This window comes from Roseovarius sp. SCSIO 43702 (assembly GCF_019599045.1).
In the GTDB taxonomy this organism is placed as follows: domain Bacteria; phylum Pseudomonadota; class Alphaproteobacteria; order Rhodobacterales; family Rhodobacteraceae; genus Roseovarius.
Window position 1 is genome coordinate 2,046,923 of sequence record NZ_CP080623.1, and the last position, 13,998, is coordinate 2,060,920.

General features: G+C 68.0%; 11 protein-coding genes. 5 read left to right on the forward strand and 6 right to left on the reverse strand.

Going from position 1 to position 13,998, the window contains the following annotated elements; all coding sequences use genetic code 11:
- Positions 1-46 precede the first annotated feature (46 nt).
- Both mfd and K1T73_RS10090 read right to left on the reverse strand, forming a co-directional pair.
- On the reverse strand, positions 47-3,568 hold the full coding sequence (mfd, locus tag K1T73_RS10085) for a transcription-repair coupling factor (RefSeq protein WP_220600590.1): 3,522 nt from the start codon (positions 3,566-3,568) through the stop codon (positions 47-49).
- Positions 3,569-3,573: 5 nt separating this feature from the next.
- Entirely contained in the window at positions 3,574-4,098 is a 525-nt protein-coding gene (locus K1T73_RS10090) for a component of SufBCD complex (RefSeq protein ID WP_220600591.1), read from the reverse strand.
- 135 nt (positions 4,099-4,233) lie between these two features.
- Between K1T73_RS10090 and hemB the strand changes: the two genes are divergently transcribed.
- Positions 4,234-5,232, forward strand: coding sequence for a porphobilinogen synthase (gene hemB / locus K1T73_RS10095; RefSeq protein ID WP_220600592.1), 999 nt, complete (start codon positions 4,234-4,236; stop codon positions 5,230-5,232).
- A 137-nt stretch (positions 5,233-5,369) separates the two neighbouring features.
- Complete coding sequence (locus tag K1T73_RS10100) at positions 5,370-5,930, forward strand: YSC84-related protein (protein ID WP_220600593.1); 561 nt, start codon at positions 5,370-5,372, stop codon at positions 5,928-5,930.
- Positions 5,931-6,050: 120 nt separating this feature from the next.
- On the opposite strand, the gene K1T73_RS10105 is transcribed toward K1T73_RS10100, so the two are convergent.
- Entirely contained in the window at positions 6,051-6,332 is a 282-nt protein-coding gene (locus K1T73_RS10105) for an usg protein (protein ID WP_220600594.1), read from the reverse strand.
- A 222-nt stretch (positions 6,333-6,554) separates the two neighbouring features.
- Here K1T73_RS10105 and gyrA point away from each other — a divergent pair, with 222 nt between their 5' ends.
- The 3 genes from gyrA to K1T73_RS10120 are packed head-to-tail and all read left to right on the forward strand — an operon-like array spanning position 6,555 to position 10,428.
- Complete coding sequence (gene gyrA / locus K1T73_RS10110; protein WP_220603695.1) at positions 6,555-9,299, forward strand: DNA gyrase subunit A; 2,745 nt, start codon at positions 6,555-6,557, stop codon at positions 9,297-9,299.
- 1 nt (position 9,300) lies between these two features.
- A complete protein-coding gene (locus tag K1T73_RS10115; RefSeq protein WP_220600595.1) occupies positions 9,301-9,879 on the forward strand; it encodes a hypothetical protein in 579 nt (192 codons plus the stop codon).
- Positions 9,880-9,885: 6 nt separating this feature from the next.
- Positions 9,886-10,428, forward strand: a complete 543-nt coding sequence (locus K1T73_RS10120) for a CIA30 family protein (protein ID WP_220600596.1) — start codon at positions 9,886-9,888, stop codon at positions 10,426-10,428.
- A gap of 20 nt (positions 10,429-10,448) precedes the next feature.
- On the opposite strand, the gene K1T73_RS10125 is transcribed toward K1T73_RS10120, so the two are convergent.
- The 3 genes from K1T73_RS10125 to K1T73_RS10135 are packed head-to-tail and all read right to left on the reverse strand — an operon-like array spanning position 10,449 to position 13,846.
- Positions 10,449-11,915 carry a carboxypeptidase M32 gene (locus K1T73_RS10125; protein ID WP_220600597.1) on the reverse strand — a complete coding sequence of 489 codons (1,467 nt, stop codon included), beginning with the start codon at positions 11,913-11,915 and terminating at the stop codon, positions 10,449-10,451.
- Position 11,916: 1 nt separating this feature from the next.
- A complete protein-coding gene (ctaA, locus tag K1T73_RS10130) occupies positions 11,917-13,050 on the reverse strand; it encodes a heme A synthase (protein ID WP_220600598.1) in 1,134 nt (377 codons plus the stop codon).
- 52 nt (positions 13,051-13,102) lie between these two features.
- A complete protein-coding gene (locus K1T73_RS10135; protein WP_220600599.1) occupies positions 13,103-13,846 on the reverse strand; it encodes an RNA methyltransferase in 744 nt (247 codons plus the stop codon).
- Positions 13,847-13,998: the final 152 nt, after the last annotated feature.

The following is a 13,998-nucleotide window of genomic DNA, read 5'->3' on the forward strand; positions in this document are numbered from 1 at the left end:
GACCACGATCGCGCGGAAATGGAAAGTCCAAAGTGACCGGCCCGGCCTATTTTCGCCCTTTCGGCTCCGGGCGGGACGCGGGGCGCTTGTCGGACCGACCCTTCGCGACCACCTTCTCCGCCAGGTCCCGCGCGATGGCGAAGGCGCCCTTCACCCGGTCGCTCTCCTTCTTCCAGTCCCGCCGCACGACGATCTTGTTGTCGCGGACCTTCGCGAGGCCGTCCTGCGCCTTGATGAACTCCACCAGCCCCTCCGGCGACGCGAACTTGTCGTTGTGGAACTGGATCGTCGCACCCTTGGGGCCACCGTCCAGCTTGGCGATGCCGGCGCGCCGGCACATCGCCTTGATCCGCACGATGAGCAGCAGCATGTTCACCTCGCGCGGTAGCTTGCCGAAACGGTCGATCAGCTCGGCGGCGAACCCTTCCAGCTCCACCTTGGTCTCGAGCCCGCTCAGACGCCGGTAAAGCCCCAGCCGCACGTCGAGATCGGGGACGTAATCCTCGGGGATGAGCACCGGCACCCCGAGATTGATCTGCGGCGCCCATTGTTCGTCGGCCTCGCTCAGGCCCTCCATCTCGCCCGCCTTGATCTTGGCGATCGCCTCTTCCAGCATCGACTGGTAAAGCTCGTATCCCACGTCGCGCATCTGGCCGGACTGTTCCTCGCCCAGAAGGTTTCCGGCCCCGCGAATGTCGAGGTCCTGGCTGGCGAGCGTGAACCCCGCGCCCAGCGTGTCGAGCGAGCCCAGCACCCGCAGCCGCTTCTCGGCGGCCGGCGTCAGCTTCATGCGGGGCTTCGTGGTGAGATAGGCATAGGCGCGCAGCTTGGCACGTCCCACGCGGCCCCGGATCTGGTAGAGCTGGCTCAGCCCGAACATGTCCGCGCGATGCACCACCATCGTGTTGGCACGCGGGATGTCGAGCCCCGATTCCACGATCGTCGTGGCCAGGAGCACGTCGTATTTCCCGTCGTAGAAGGCGTTCATGCGTTGGTCCAGCTCACCCGCGGCCATCTGCCCATGCGCCACCACGTAGCTCACCTCCGGCACCTGCTCCTGCAGGAAGGCCTCGATCTCGGGCAGGTCGCTGATGCGCGGCACCACGTAGAAGCTCTGCCCGCCCCGGTAATGCTCGCGCAGGAGCGCCTCGCGGATCGTCACGCGGTCGAACTCGCTCACGTAGGTGCGGATCGACAGGCGGTCCACCGGCGGCGTGCCGATGATCGACAGGTCCCGCACGCCCGACAGGCTCAGTTGCAGCGTGCGCGGAATGGGCGTCGCCGTGAGCGTGAGCACATGCACGTCCGAGCGCATCTGCTTCAGCCGTTCCTTGTGCGCCACGCCGAACCGCTGTTCCTCGTCCACGATCAGCAGGCCGAGGTTCTTGAACCGGACCGATTTCGCCAGGAGCGCGTGTGTCCCCACGACGATATCCACCTGCCCCTTGGCCAGCCCCTCGCGCGTCTTGGCTGCCTGCGCGCTCGATACGAAGCGCGAAAGCGGCGCAACCGTCACCGGGAAGCCACGGAACCGCTCGGCAAAGCTCTGGTAGTGCTGCCGCGCCAGGAGCGTCGTGGGCGCGATCACCGCGACCTGGCTCCCCGACATGGCGGCGACGAAGGCCGCGCGCATCGCCACTTCCGTCTTGCCGAAACCCACGTCGCCACAGATGAGCCGGTCCATCGGCGTCCCCGACGAAAGGTCCGTCATCACGTCCTCGATCGCGCGCAGCTGGTCGTCGGTCTCCTGGTAGGGGAAGCGCGCCGCGAAGCTCTCCCACGCGTGATGCTCGGGCTCGAACACCGGCGCGGTCCGCAGCGCGCGCTCCGCCGCCACGCGGATGAGCCGGTCGGCCATCTCGCGGATGCGCTCCTTGAGCCTGGCCTTCTTGGCCTGCCAGGCGCCCCCGCCCAGCTTGTCGAGCAGACCCTCCTCGTGGCCGTAACGGCTCAGAAGCTCGATATTCTCCACCGGCAGGTAGAGCTTCGCGCCTTCCGCGTATTCCAGCACGAGGCATTCATGCGCCGCCCCCGCCGCCGTCACCACCTCGAGGCCGAGATACCGCCCGATCCCGTGATCGACATGCACGACGAGGTCGCCGGCACTGAGGCTCTGCGCCTCGCTCAGGAAATTCTCGGCGCGACGCCGCTTCTTGGGCGCGCGGATCAGCCGGTCGCCCAGGATGTCCTGCTCCGAGATGACGGTGAGCGAGCCCGCCTCCTTGCCCCCGCCCGGCGTCCACGGCCCCTCGAACCCGTGTTCGAGCGGCCAGACCGTCAGGTGCAGCCCCCGCTTGCCGATCCGCGTGGCATCCGTCACGCTCACCGCCCCCAGAAGACCCTCGTCCTCCAGAAGCCCCTCCAGCCGCTCGCGCGCGCCCTCCGAATAGGCAGCGACGCAGACGGGTCCGCGCTCCATCCGGTCGTCCACATGCGCCTTCAGCGCCTCGAAAAGGTTCACGTTCTCCTGCTGCCGCTCGGGCGCGAAGTTGCGGCCCACCCGCGCGCCCGCGTCGATCACCCCCGGCCCCGGTGCCCGTGGCAGCGGCGAGAAATGCAGCACCCGCCGCCCCGCGCCCAGGGCCGCCTCCCACGCCGCATCGTCAAGGTAGAGATGCGCGGGCGGCACGGGCTTGTAGATGGTATCGTCCCGCCCCTTGGTCTTCAGCGCGTGAACCCGCGCCTCGTACTGGTCCACGATCGAAAGCCACCGCGCGTCCCGCGCCGCGTCGCTCTGATCGTCGAGCGTCACGCTTGCCTGCGGCACGTAATCGAAAAGCGTCTCGAGCCGCTCGTGGAAGAAGGGCAGCCAATGCTCGATACCCTGGTGCTTGCGTCCCGCGCTCACCGCCTCGTAGAGCGGATCGTCGGTCCCGGCGGCGCCGAACTCGATCCGGTAATTCTGCCGGAAACGCGTGATCGCCGCATCGTCGAGGATCACCTCGCTCACCGGCGCCAGTTCCACGGCGTCGAGCTTCGCGGTCGTACGCTGCGTCGCCGGATCGAACCGCCGCACACCATCCAGCACGTCTCCGAAAAGATCGAGCCGCACCGGTCCGGCCTCGCCCGGCGGATAGATGTCGATGATCCCGCCCCGGATCGCGTAATCGCCCGGCTCCGTCACCGTGGGCGCCTGGGTGAACCCCATCCGCACGAGAAAGCCGCGCAGCGCCTCCTCGTTGATCCGCTCATCCACCCGCGCCGAGAACGCGGCCTCGCGCAGCACCTCGCGCGCCGGCACCTTCTGCGTGGCCGCGTTGAGCGTGGTCAGGAGCACGAACCGCTCCGGCCCGCCATGCACGAGCCCCGCCAGCGTGGCCATCCGCGTCGCCGCGATATCGGCATTGGGCGACACCCGGTCATAGGGCAGGCAATCCCAGCCGGGAAAGGTGATCACCGGCATGTCGGGCGCGAAGAAGCGCAGCGCCGCCTGCATCGCGGCCATCCGCTTGTCGTCGCGTGCCACGTGACAGACGGGCCCGCCGCGCCGCGCCACCTCCTCGAGGATGAGCCGCGCGTCGAACCCCTCGGGCGCTCCGCCGACGACGATATGCTCCGGCCCCGCCATCCCCGCTACCCCAGGGCCGAAGCCGTGAAATTCTGCAACATGCCCCACATCGCCGTGATGAAGATCGAGACGATCCCGATAAGCTGCGTCGCCATCCGGTGCCGCATCAGCCGCTTGATGAGCGCCTCGCCCGCAAGCTCCTCGCGCCGGATGATCCGGGCGGTGCGGGTGGTGAGGACACCCACGATCGACAGCGGAAAGCCCATCAGGAACAGCGCCTGCGCGAATTCCCGCCCGTAGACGAAGCCCAGAAGCAGCAGCGCCGTCAACACGAAGAAGGCGAAGCCGGTCATCAGCGTCGCCGACTGCTCCGAGATATAAAGGATGCGGTTCACGTTGATGCGCACGAGGTCCTGCATGTCCTCGCGCGGCTGCCCCTCGTGGCGGCGCGCGCGCAAAACCATGTCCCACGGCACGCCCAGCACCCAGTGGTTGATCGACGACCAGAAGACCGCAAGCGCGATCCAGAACCAGAGGTTCGAGAAGCTGCGCATGTCGATCATCTCGAAGACGGCGCTGTACCAGTCCACGTGCCTGCCCCGCGTTGCGTCCGGGCCGTTGCCCGGTCGGGTGCGTCTTAGCGGTGCCGCGCGGCAATTCCTACCCTTGAGGTGACGAATTTATCATGCGACACCCGTGCCGACGCCACGACCGAGGTTCCAGCCATGCGCCCGACCCAAGGCCCCTTCCCGACGACCCGCCTGCGCCGCCCCCGCGCCACACCCGCACTGCGCGATCTGGTGCGCGAGAACACCCTCTCGCCCGGTGATCTGATCTGGCCCATCTTCGTGCGCGACGGCGACGGCGTGACCGAGCCGGTGGCGTCCATGCCGGGGGTGAACCGGCTCTCGGTCGATCGCGCCGTCGAGGCCGCGCGCGAGGCTGCAGAGCTCGGCATTCCGGCGATCTGCCTCTTTCCCTATACCTCGCCCGCGCACCGCACCGCCGATTGCGCCGAGGCGTGGAACCCCGACAACCTCTCGAACCGCGCCACCCGCGCGATCAAGGACGCGGTGCCCGGGATCGCCGTCATGACCGACGTGGCGCTCGACCCCTATTCCGACACCGGCCATGACGGCTTCGTGCGTGACGGTCGCATCGTCAACGACGAGACCGTCGAGGCGCTCGTCCGCCAGGCGCTCAGCCAGGCCGAGGCGGGCGCCGACATCATCGGACCCTCCGACATGATGGACGGCCGCATCGGCGCGATCCGCGCCGCGCTCGAATCCACGGGGCACAGCCGTGTCGCGCTTCTCAGCTACTCGGCCAAGTATGCCTCCGCCTTCTACGGCCCCTTCCGCGACGCGGTGGGCGCCTCCGGCGCGCTCAAGGGCGACAAGCGCACCTACCAGATGGACCCGGCCAATTCCGACGAGGCGCTGCGCTGCATCGAGCGCGACCTCGCCGAAGGCGCCGACATGATCATGGTGAAACCCGGCCTGCCCTATCTCGACATCTGCCGCCGCGCCAAGGACACCTTCGCCGCGCCCACCTTCGCCTACCAGGTGTCGGGCGAATACGCGATGATCATGGCCGCGGCCGAGAACGGCTGGATCGACGGCGACCGGGCCATGATGGAAAGCCTCGTGGCGTTCAAGCGCGCGGGCTGCGACGGCGTGCTCACCTATTTCGCGCCGCGCGTGGCGCGCGCGCTTGCCGGCTGACCAGGCGGCCCGCGAATCGCGGCATCCCGCGCATCGGCGGAATGTCGCGTGACACATGGCGCCGCGGCGCCTATAGTGTCGGCAGATCGGTCGCCCGAACGACCGGCAGCAGTCAGGCAACAAAACAGGCAAATCCCATGAGCAAACTCTCACGACGCAGCTTCACGCTGGGCGCGCTCGCCGCCTCTCCGCTTCTCGCCGCCTGCGGCAACGGCATCGGCTCCAAGGGGTCGCAGCGGATCGACGCCCGTGTCGACACGACGCTGAACTACCTCTATTCCAACTACCCCGGAACGCGCACCCTCGCCGACAAGTCCACCGGCATGCTCGTCATGCCCCTCGTGACCGAGGCGGGCTTCGGGCTCGGCGGCGGCTACGGGCGCGGCGCGCTGCGCATCGGCGGCACCACGGTCGATTACTACTCGGCCACCAAGGGCAGCGTCGGCCTCCAGATCGGGGCCCAGCAATTCGCCCATGTGCTGTTCTTCATGACCGACCAGGCGCTGTCGGATTTCCGCCGGTCCTCGGGCTGGGCGGCGGGCGCGGATATCGAATACGCCTTCCGCGACCAGGGCGAGAACATCCGCGCCGAGACGACCACCTCGACCGCGCCGGTCGTGGCGGTGATCTTCGGCCAGGCGGGTCTGATGGCGGGGGTCACGCTCGAAGGCATGAAATACACGCGCATCATCCCCTGATCCGGCCTCGGACCGGGGGGCCGCGCCGCCCACCGGGCGCGCACCCTCCCGGGTTCCACCCGCGCCGCGTCAGACCGGAAAAACGCCTTTCCATTCCACCGCTTGCAGCGCGCATTTCACCTAGTGCAGCGTGAACTCCCCGGTGACATGCCGCCATTCGCCCGGCGCGATCAACTTGCGGTGCGTGAACTGCACCGAATGCAGCGGCCCGTCGATCTCGCGCTGCCAGAATTCCACGAATTCGAACAGTCGCGGGTGATCGGGCGCCAGGTCGTAATCCTGCCACACGAAACTGTTGAGCACATGGACGTGATCGGGCATCCGGTAGAAGAAATTCGCCGTGGTCAGGCCATAGCCTTTCAGCATCAATTCCGTCTCGGACATCTCTTTGTCTTTGCGCATTCCTGCCGCTCCTTTTCTGCCTCTTCGGGAAGCTTGCCACAAAAACATTACTTTTCAATAAAAACAGAGTGTTAGCAGGCAATTGCCGTGGCTGCCAAAAGCACGGGCCACGCGCCATTGCACCCCATATCGCGGCTCTGGTATACATTGCCGCACAAGATATTGAGCGCGAACAACAAACGGGCAGACCACGTGAGCGATACGCCGCAAACCCCTGAAGACATGGAAGAAACGCCGCCGGAACGCCCCGTGCATTCCGGTCCCGTGATCTCCATCGCCGACGAGATGAAGGCGTCCTACCTCGATTACGCCATGTCCGTGATCGTGAGCCGCGCGATTCCCGATCTGCGCGACGGGCTCAAACCCGTGCACCGCCGCATCCTCTACGCGATGCACGAAACCGGCAACACCCATGACAAGCCCTACCGCAAATCGGCGCGGCCGGTGGGCGACGTGATGGGTAAGTATCACCCGCATGGCGACTCGGCCATCTACGACGCGCTCGTGCGCATGGCGCAGGATTTCTCGATGTCCCTGCCGCTGCTCGACGGCCAGGGGAATTTCGGCTCCATGGACGGCGATAACGCCGCGGCCATGCGCTACACCGAGGTGCGGATGGACAAGCCCGCCTCCTACCTTCTTGCCGATATCGAGAAGGACACGGTCGACTTCCAGGACAACTACGATGGCAAGGACCGCGAGCCGACGGTCCTGCCCGCGCGGTTCCCCAACATGCTGGTCAACGGCGCGGGCGGCATCGCGGTCGGCATGGCCACCAACATCCCGCCCCACAACCTCGGCGAGGTGGTCGACGCCACCCTCGCGCTGATCGAGACGCCCGACCTCTCGAGCGAGGACCTCATCCAGTATGTCCCCGGCCCCGATTTTCCCACGGGCGGCATCATGCTCGGCCGCTCGGGCGTGCGAAAGGCCTATCTCGAAGGACGCGGCAGCGTCATCATCCGCGCGCGCACCCGCGTCGAGGAACTGCGCCGCGACCGCTGGGCCATCATCATCGACGAGATCCCCTACCAGGTGAACAAGGCCACGATGATCGAGCGCATCGCAGAGGCCGCGCGCGAGAAGCGGATCGAGGGCATCGCCCACGTCCAGGACGAATCCGACCGCTCGGGCGTGCGCGTCGTGGTCGAGCTCAAGCGCGACGCCACCGCCGAGGTGGTGCTGAACCAGCTTTTCCGCTTCACGCCCATGCAGACCTCGTTCGGCTGCAACATGCTGGCGCTGAACGGCGGCCGCCCCGAACAGCTCACGCTGCGCGGCTTCCTCACCGCCTTCATCGCCTTCCGCGAGGAGGTCGTCGCGCGCCGCACCGCCTACGAGCTGCGCAAGGCGCGCGAGCGCAGCCACATCCTGTGCGGCCTCGCCGTCGCCGTCTCGAACGTGGACGAGGTGGTCGCCACCATCCGGTCGAGCGCCGATGCGGCGCAAGCGCGCGAGAAGCTGATGACCCGCCGCTGGCCGGCGGGCGACATCCTCGAATACATCGCGCTCATCGACGACCCGACCCACACCGCCAACGACGACGGCACCTACAACCTGTCCGAGGCGCAGGCCCGTGCCATCCTCGACCTCAGGCTCCAGCGCCTCACCCAGCTTGGCGTCAAGGAAGTGACCGACGAGCTTCAGGACCTGGCCGGCAAGATCAAGGAATACCTCGCCATCCTCGCCAGCCGCGAGCGGATCATGGGCATCATCTCGGACGAGCTGCGCGAGGTGCGCGAGCAATTCGCCGTGCCGCGCCGCACCGAGATCGTCGACTGGTCCGGCGACATGGAGGACGAGGACCTCATCGAGCGCGAGGACATGGTCGTCACCGTCACCTCCGGCGGCTACATCAAGCGCACCGCGCTCGCCGATTTCCGTGCCCAGAAACGCGGCGGCAAGGGGCTCTCGGGCGGCGCGCTCAAGGAAGATGACGTCGTCACCACCCTCTTCGTCGCCAACACCCACACGCAGCTTCTCTTCTTCACCACCGACGGGATGGTCTACAAGCTCAAGACATGGCGCCTGCCGCAGGGCGGGCGCACGTCCAAGGGCAAGGCCATCGTCAACATCCTGCCCATCCCGGCGGGCGTCTCGATCGCGGCCATCATGCCCGTGGACCGGGACGAAAGCGAATGGGACGATCTCCAGGTCGTCTTCGCCACCTCCGCGGGCACCGTGCGCCGCAACAAGCTCAGCGATTTCACCAACGTCATGCGCAACGGCAAGATCGCGATGAAGTTCGAGGGCGAGCATGAGAATACCACCCTCATCAACGCCCGCATCGCATCGAACGATGACGACGTGATGCTGGTCACGCGGCTCGGCCGCGCGATCCGCTTCCCCGCCACGGATGTGCGCGTCTTCAATTCGCGCTCCTCCGTGGGCGTGCGCGGCATCCGCCTCTCGAAGGGGGACGAGGTCGTGTCGATGTCGATCATCCACCATTTCGAGGCCACGCCGGACGAGCGCGCCAGCTACCTCAAGATGCGCCGCGCCATGGCGGGGCTCACCGACGAGGCCGAGATCGCGGACGAGGACGGCGGCAACGCCGATTCCGCCCTCAGCCCGGAGCGATATGCCGAGATGTCGGCGGCCGAGAACCTGATCCTCACCATCACCGCCGGCGGCGCGGGCAAGCTCAGCTCGAGCCACGACTACCCGCTGCGCGGACGCGGCGGCATGGGCGTGATGGCGATGGACAAGGCCATGCGCGGCGGCCCGCTCGTCGCCTCCTTCCCGGTCGAGATGGAAGACCAGATCATGCTCGCCACCTCGCGCGGCCAGTCGATCCGCGTGCCCGTCGAAGGCATTTCCTTCCGCTCGCGCAGCGCGGGCGGCGTGAAGGTCTTCAACACCGGCAAGGGCGAGGAGGTCGTCTCGGTCGCCTGGATCGCCGATCGCGGCGACGACGAGGATGTCGAGGATGCGCCGGGCGCCGAGGACACGGGCAAGGAGGTCTGACATGCGCGTCATCGCCGGCCTCGTCGCCCTCGCTGCCTTCGCCATCGGCGCGGTATTCTTCTACGCCAAGATCGACGGGATTCGCGAAAACGCGCGGATCGAGGCCCGGAACGACCGCATCACCGCCTCGAACCGCGTGATCGAAGCCATCGGGACGCTGGACGACTATTCGCGGGAATGCACCGATTGGCTCGTCGGCCTGACCACCGGCACGTTCGAGCATCAGCAATTGACGCCGCGCACCGCCCTCACATTCGCGCAAACCTGCGACACGCAGATGATCTCGAGCGCCGACAAGGTGCAGGCGGCCATCGTCAAGTCCGAGGCCGCGACCGAAGCCGAGAACGCGCTGGCCTTCTTCACCGCCGCGCGTGATCTCACCGCCGCCTACCGCGCCCAGTCCGAGGATTTCGGCCGCGCCGCCGATCTGCTCACGACCGCGAAAGAAAGCGGCGCCGACCTCTCGGGCCACCAGGGCGCCGTGGCCGACCTGGTGAACCGTCGCCTGCCCGCCATCAACGAGGGGCTGGCAGCGCTCGATGAGGCGCGACGCGCCTTCATCTATCCCGACGACGCCTGAACGCCCATGCCCTCCCGCACCCTCGCCAGCCTCCTCGCCGCGACGGCCCTCACCGGCGCGTCCTCCGCCGAGCCGTTCGAGGATTTCGGCCCGGCGACGGCCGCCGACTGGCGTTTCATCGCGGATCGGGTGATGGGCGGCGTCTCCGAAGGTCGCATCGCCATCGTCGAGATCGAGGGCCAGCCCGCCCTCCGCCTCACGGGCCGCGTCAGCACCGACAATAACGGCGGCTTCATCCAGGCCCGCCGCGACATCGACGGCCTGCCACCGTCCACCATCGCGCTCACCCTCACCGTGCGCGGCAATGGCGAAACGTATCACGTCCTGCTGAAATCCCGCCACGGCACGCGGCCCTGGCACAATTACAAGGCCAGCTTCCCCGCGACCGACGATTGGACGCAGGTGACGCTTCCGCTCACGGAGTTCGCGCCGTCACGCGACGAACTGCCACCGCGTATCGCGCCCGAGGACATCACCGGCATCGGCCTCGCAGGCTACGGCCGCGACTTTACCGCCGACCTCACCGTCGCCCGGATCGTCCTCGACTGAACGTCAACCGGCGCCGCCGCTCACAGCGCGCCGAACTTCGCCTCGAGGTAGTCCAGAAGCGGCCCCTCGGCCGGCGCCGCCCCGCAGGCCCGGGTGATCACCTCGCGCGGCTCGTGAAGCGCCCCGTGCCGCTGCACCCGCTCGCGCAGCCAGGCCGTGGCGGGCGACGGATCTCCCTCGGCCAGCGCCGCGTCCAGGTCCGGCAGGTCCCGCCGCAGCGCCGCGTGAAGACACCCGGCATAGACATTGCCCAGCGTGTAGGTCGGGAAATACCCGAAAAGCCCGACCGACCAGTGCACATCCTGCAAACAGCCCAGCGACGCCTTCGGCACCGGGTATCCGAAATCCGCCAGGAACCGCGCGTTCCACGCCTCTTCCAGGTCCTCCGGCGCCAGGTCGCCCGCGATGAGCGCGCGTTCCAGGTCGAACCGCAGAAGCACGTGCAGGTTATACTGCACCTCGTCCGCCTCGGTGCGGATGAATCCCGCGCGCACCGCGTTGACCACGCGATAGAATTCGTCCTCGTCCGCCACGCCGAACGCGCCGAACCGCTCGCGCATCCGGCCAAAGAGCCAGCCACAGAACGCCCGGCTGCGCCCGAGCTGGTTCTCGTAGATGCGGCTCTGGCTTTCATGCACGCCCATCGAGACGCCCCGCCCCAGCGGCCCGAGCGCAAAGGCGGGATCGACCGCCTGCTCGTAACAGGCGTGTCCGGTCTCGTGGATGGTCGAATAGAGGCAGTTGAACGGATCGCGCGGATCGGTGCGCGTGGTGATCCGCACATCCGCCCCCGACCCGCTCGAGAACGGATGCACGGCCCGGTCGATCCGCCCCCGCGTCAGGTCATAGCCGAACGCCACGGCCACCTCGCGCGCAAGCGTCAGTTGCGCCGCCTCGTCGAAGGTCGCATCGAGTGTTTGCGCCTCGCTCGCGACGGTCTCCCGCAGCGCGACGAGGCGCGGGCGCATCGCCCCGAACATCGCCTCGAGCCCGTCGGCCGAGGCGCCGGGCTCGTAATCCTGCAACAGCGCGTCATAGACCTCCGCGCCATTCGCGAGCGCCGCGCCCTCCTCGCGCTTGAGCGTCAGCACTTCCGCCAGGACCGGCGCGAAGGCGGCGAAATCGTCTTCGGCCCGCGCCTGCGCCCAGGCCCCCTGCGCCAGCGCGGTGACACGCGCGAGCGCGGCGGCCAGCGGTCCCGGCACCTTCCGCGCCCGCTCCACCGCGCGGCGGATCTCGCGCAGGCTCGCCTGCACGACCTCGTCGTCGGGCGCGGCCTCTTCGGCGGCGTCGAGCCAGTCGGCGACCTGCGGATCGAGGCGCCGCGCATGAAGCACGGCCTCCATCGCCGCCGCCTCCTCCGCGCGCTGCGCGGCGGCGCCCCTCGGCATCACCGTCTCCTGGTCCCACGCAAGCCGTCCGGCCACCTGGCCAAGCGCCTGCGTCTCGCGCTCATGCGCCATCAGCGCCTCGAACGGACCGGCCATGTCAGGCACCGCGCAGGGATTGCGCGCGGGGATAGAGGCTCAGGAACCGTGCCCGCAGGATCAGCACCCAAAGCACCACGGCCAGGAGCTGATGCAGGATCGCGACATGCCAATGCGCCGCCATCAGGACCGTCACGATCCCGATCACGAGTTGACCCGTGAGCGCGATCATCATCGCGTTGAACGCCACTCGCGTATGCGCATGCGCGCTCCGTCGCCCCCTGAGCCACGCAACGATCCCGAAGATGAAAAGCAGGTAGCCGGACACCCGGTGGATGAACTGCACCGGGCCGGGATCCTCCCACCACGCGCCGAAGGCCGCGATCCGGTCGGGAAAGACCTGCCCCGCCATCAGCGGCCAGTCGGTGTAATGCCGGCCCGCGTCGATCCCGGCCACCAGCGCGCCAAGGATGATCTGGAGAAACGCGAAATGCAGCAGACCCGTGGACAGCCCGTAAAGCTTGCGCTCCTTCGCGCGCCGCGCCTGCATCAGGTCGCGCTCTTCCCGGCCCAGCATCATCGCGTACCACGCGATCACGCCCAGGATCACGAAGGCCAGGCCCAGGTGAACCGCCAGCCGAAGGTTCGACACGTCCGTCCGGCACTCGGTCACGCCCGAGGACACCATCCACCATCCGATCGCGCCTTGCGCCCCGCCAAGCGCGCCCAGCAACAGAAGCCGCCCGGTCCAGCCCGCCGGGATCCTGCGCGCCACGGCAAAGCCCAGGAACCCCAGGGCCCAGACCACACCGATGAACCGGCCAAGCTGCCGGTGGCCCCATTCCCACCAGTAGATCACCTTGAATTCCTCAAGGGTCATGGAATAATTCTGCTGCGTGAACTCGCAGATCGTCTGGTACTTCGCGAACTCCGCTTCCCAATCGGCAAGGTTGAGCGGCGGGATCGTCCCGGTGACGAGGTTCCATTCCGTGATGCTGAGCCCGCTGTCGGTCAGCCGCGTGAGCCCGCCCACCACGATCATCACCACGACAAGCGCGAAAAGACTGTAGAGCCAGAGCCGGATCGCCCCCCGCGCACCCCGCCGGCCCCGGTCGATCACGCCGGTCTCGGCCGTGCTGCGCTCGGTCGGTGCGTCGCTGCCCACCTCTTCGAAAATGCTGCGTTTGCCGCTCATCGCCGCCCCCTCATCTTGTCGCGCGAAACTGTAGGTCGCGCCTCGTGGCCCTTCAACCGCGATCCTTCCAGCGGACCATCTGCCGCAGCACGCCATGCATCATCCGCACATCCGCCTGGGTCATCGGCATCCGGGACCAGAAATTCAGCAGGTTGCGCCGCATGTTCGCGGCCTTGTGCTCGGGAAAGAAGAACCCGGCCTCGTCCATCCGGTCCTCGTAATGCCGCGCAAGCCGCGCCACCTCCTCGCGCGTGGCCCATCCCGTCTCGCCCGGCGCGTCCTCGACCTCCGTCACCCCGCCCTGCGCGCGCCGCCACTCGTAACCGAGGAGAAGCGCGCATTGCGCGAGGTTGAGGCTCGGAAAGGCGGGGTTGACCGGCACCGTGACGATCGCGCTCGCCCGCGCCACGTCGTCATTGTCGAGCCCCGCGCGCTCCGGCCCGAACAGCACCGCGACCTTCTCGCCGCGCGCCACGCGCTTCGCCGTCTCGCGCATCGCGGCCTCCGGGGAATAGACGGGCTTCGTCATCTCCCGGCTGCGCGCCGTCGTGGCCAGCACGAAGCTGCACTCGGCCACCGCCGCGTCCACGCTGTCCACCAGCCGCGCCTCGTCCAGAAGCCGCCCCGCCCCGCTCGCCATCGCCACCGCCTTCGGGTTGGGCCAGCCGTCGCGCGGGCTCACCACCTGCATCCGGTCGAGCCCGAAATTCCACATCGCCCGCGCCGCCGCGCCGATATTCTCGCCCATCTGCGGACGGACAAGCACGAAGCTCGGCTGAGGGGTATCAGTGGGCATGGGGCTCTCTCCTTCTGCCCCGCTCGATAAGCGCAAACCCCGCCTCCGAAAAGCCCCCGTCCCCCGATCGGCCCGAAAAATCTCGGGGAACGCCCCCCATGGACCGGCGCCGCGTTCCCTAGTATAGCACCGCCCATGATGAACAGGGGGGC

Coding starts and splice junctions, on each gene's coding strand:
- K1T73_RS10135 (WP_220600599.1), bottom strand. CDS start 13,846: ATGCCCACTGATACCCCTCAGCCGAGCTTCGTGCTTGTCCGTCCGCAG.
- ctaA (WP_220600598.1), bottom strand. CDS start 13,050: ATGAGCGGCAAACGCAGCATTTTCGAAGAGGTGGGCAGCGACGCACCG.
- K1T73_RS10115 (WP_220600595.1), top strand. CDS start 9,301: ATGCGCGTCATCGCCGGCCTCGTCGCCCTCGCTGCCTTCGCCATCGGC.
- gyrA (WP_220603695.1), top strand. CDS start 6,555: ATGGAAGAAACGCCGCCGGAACGCCCCGTGCATTCCGGTCCCGTGATC.
- K1T73_RS10125 (WP_220600597.1), bottom strand. CDS start 11,915: ATGGCCGGTCCGTTCGAGGCGCTGATGGCGCATGAGCGCGAGACGCAG.
- mfd (WP_220600590.1), bottom strand. CDS start 3,568: ATGGCGGGGCCGGAGCATATCGTCGTCGGCGGAGCGCCCGAGGGGTTC.
- K1T73_RS10100 (WP_220600593.1), top strand. CDS start 5,370: ATGAGCAAACTCTCACGACGCAGCTTCACGCTGGGCGCGCTCGCCGCC.
- K1T73_RS10120 (WP_220600596.1), top strand. CDS start 9,886: ATGCCCTCCCGCACCCTCGCCAGCCTCCTCGCCGCGACGGCCCTCACC.
- hemB (WP_220600592.1), top strand. CDS start 4,234: ATGCGCCCGACCCAAGGCCCCTTCCCGACGACCCGCCTGCGCCGCCCC.
- K1T73_RS10105 (WP_220600594.1), bottom strand. CDS start 6,332: ATGCGCAAAGACAAAGAGATGTCCGAGACGGAATTGATGCTGAAAGGC.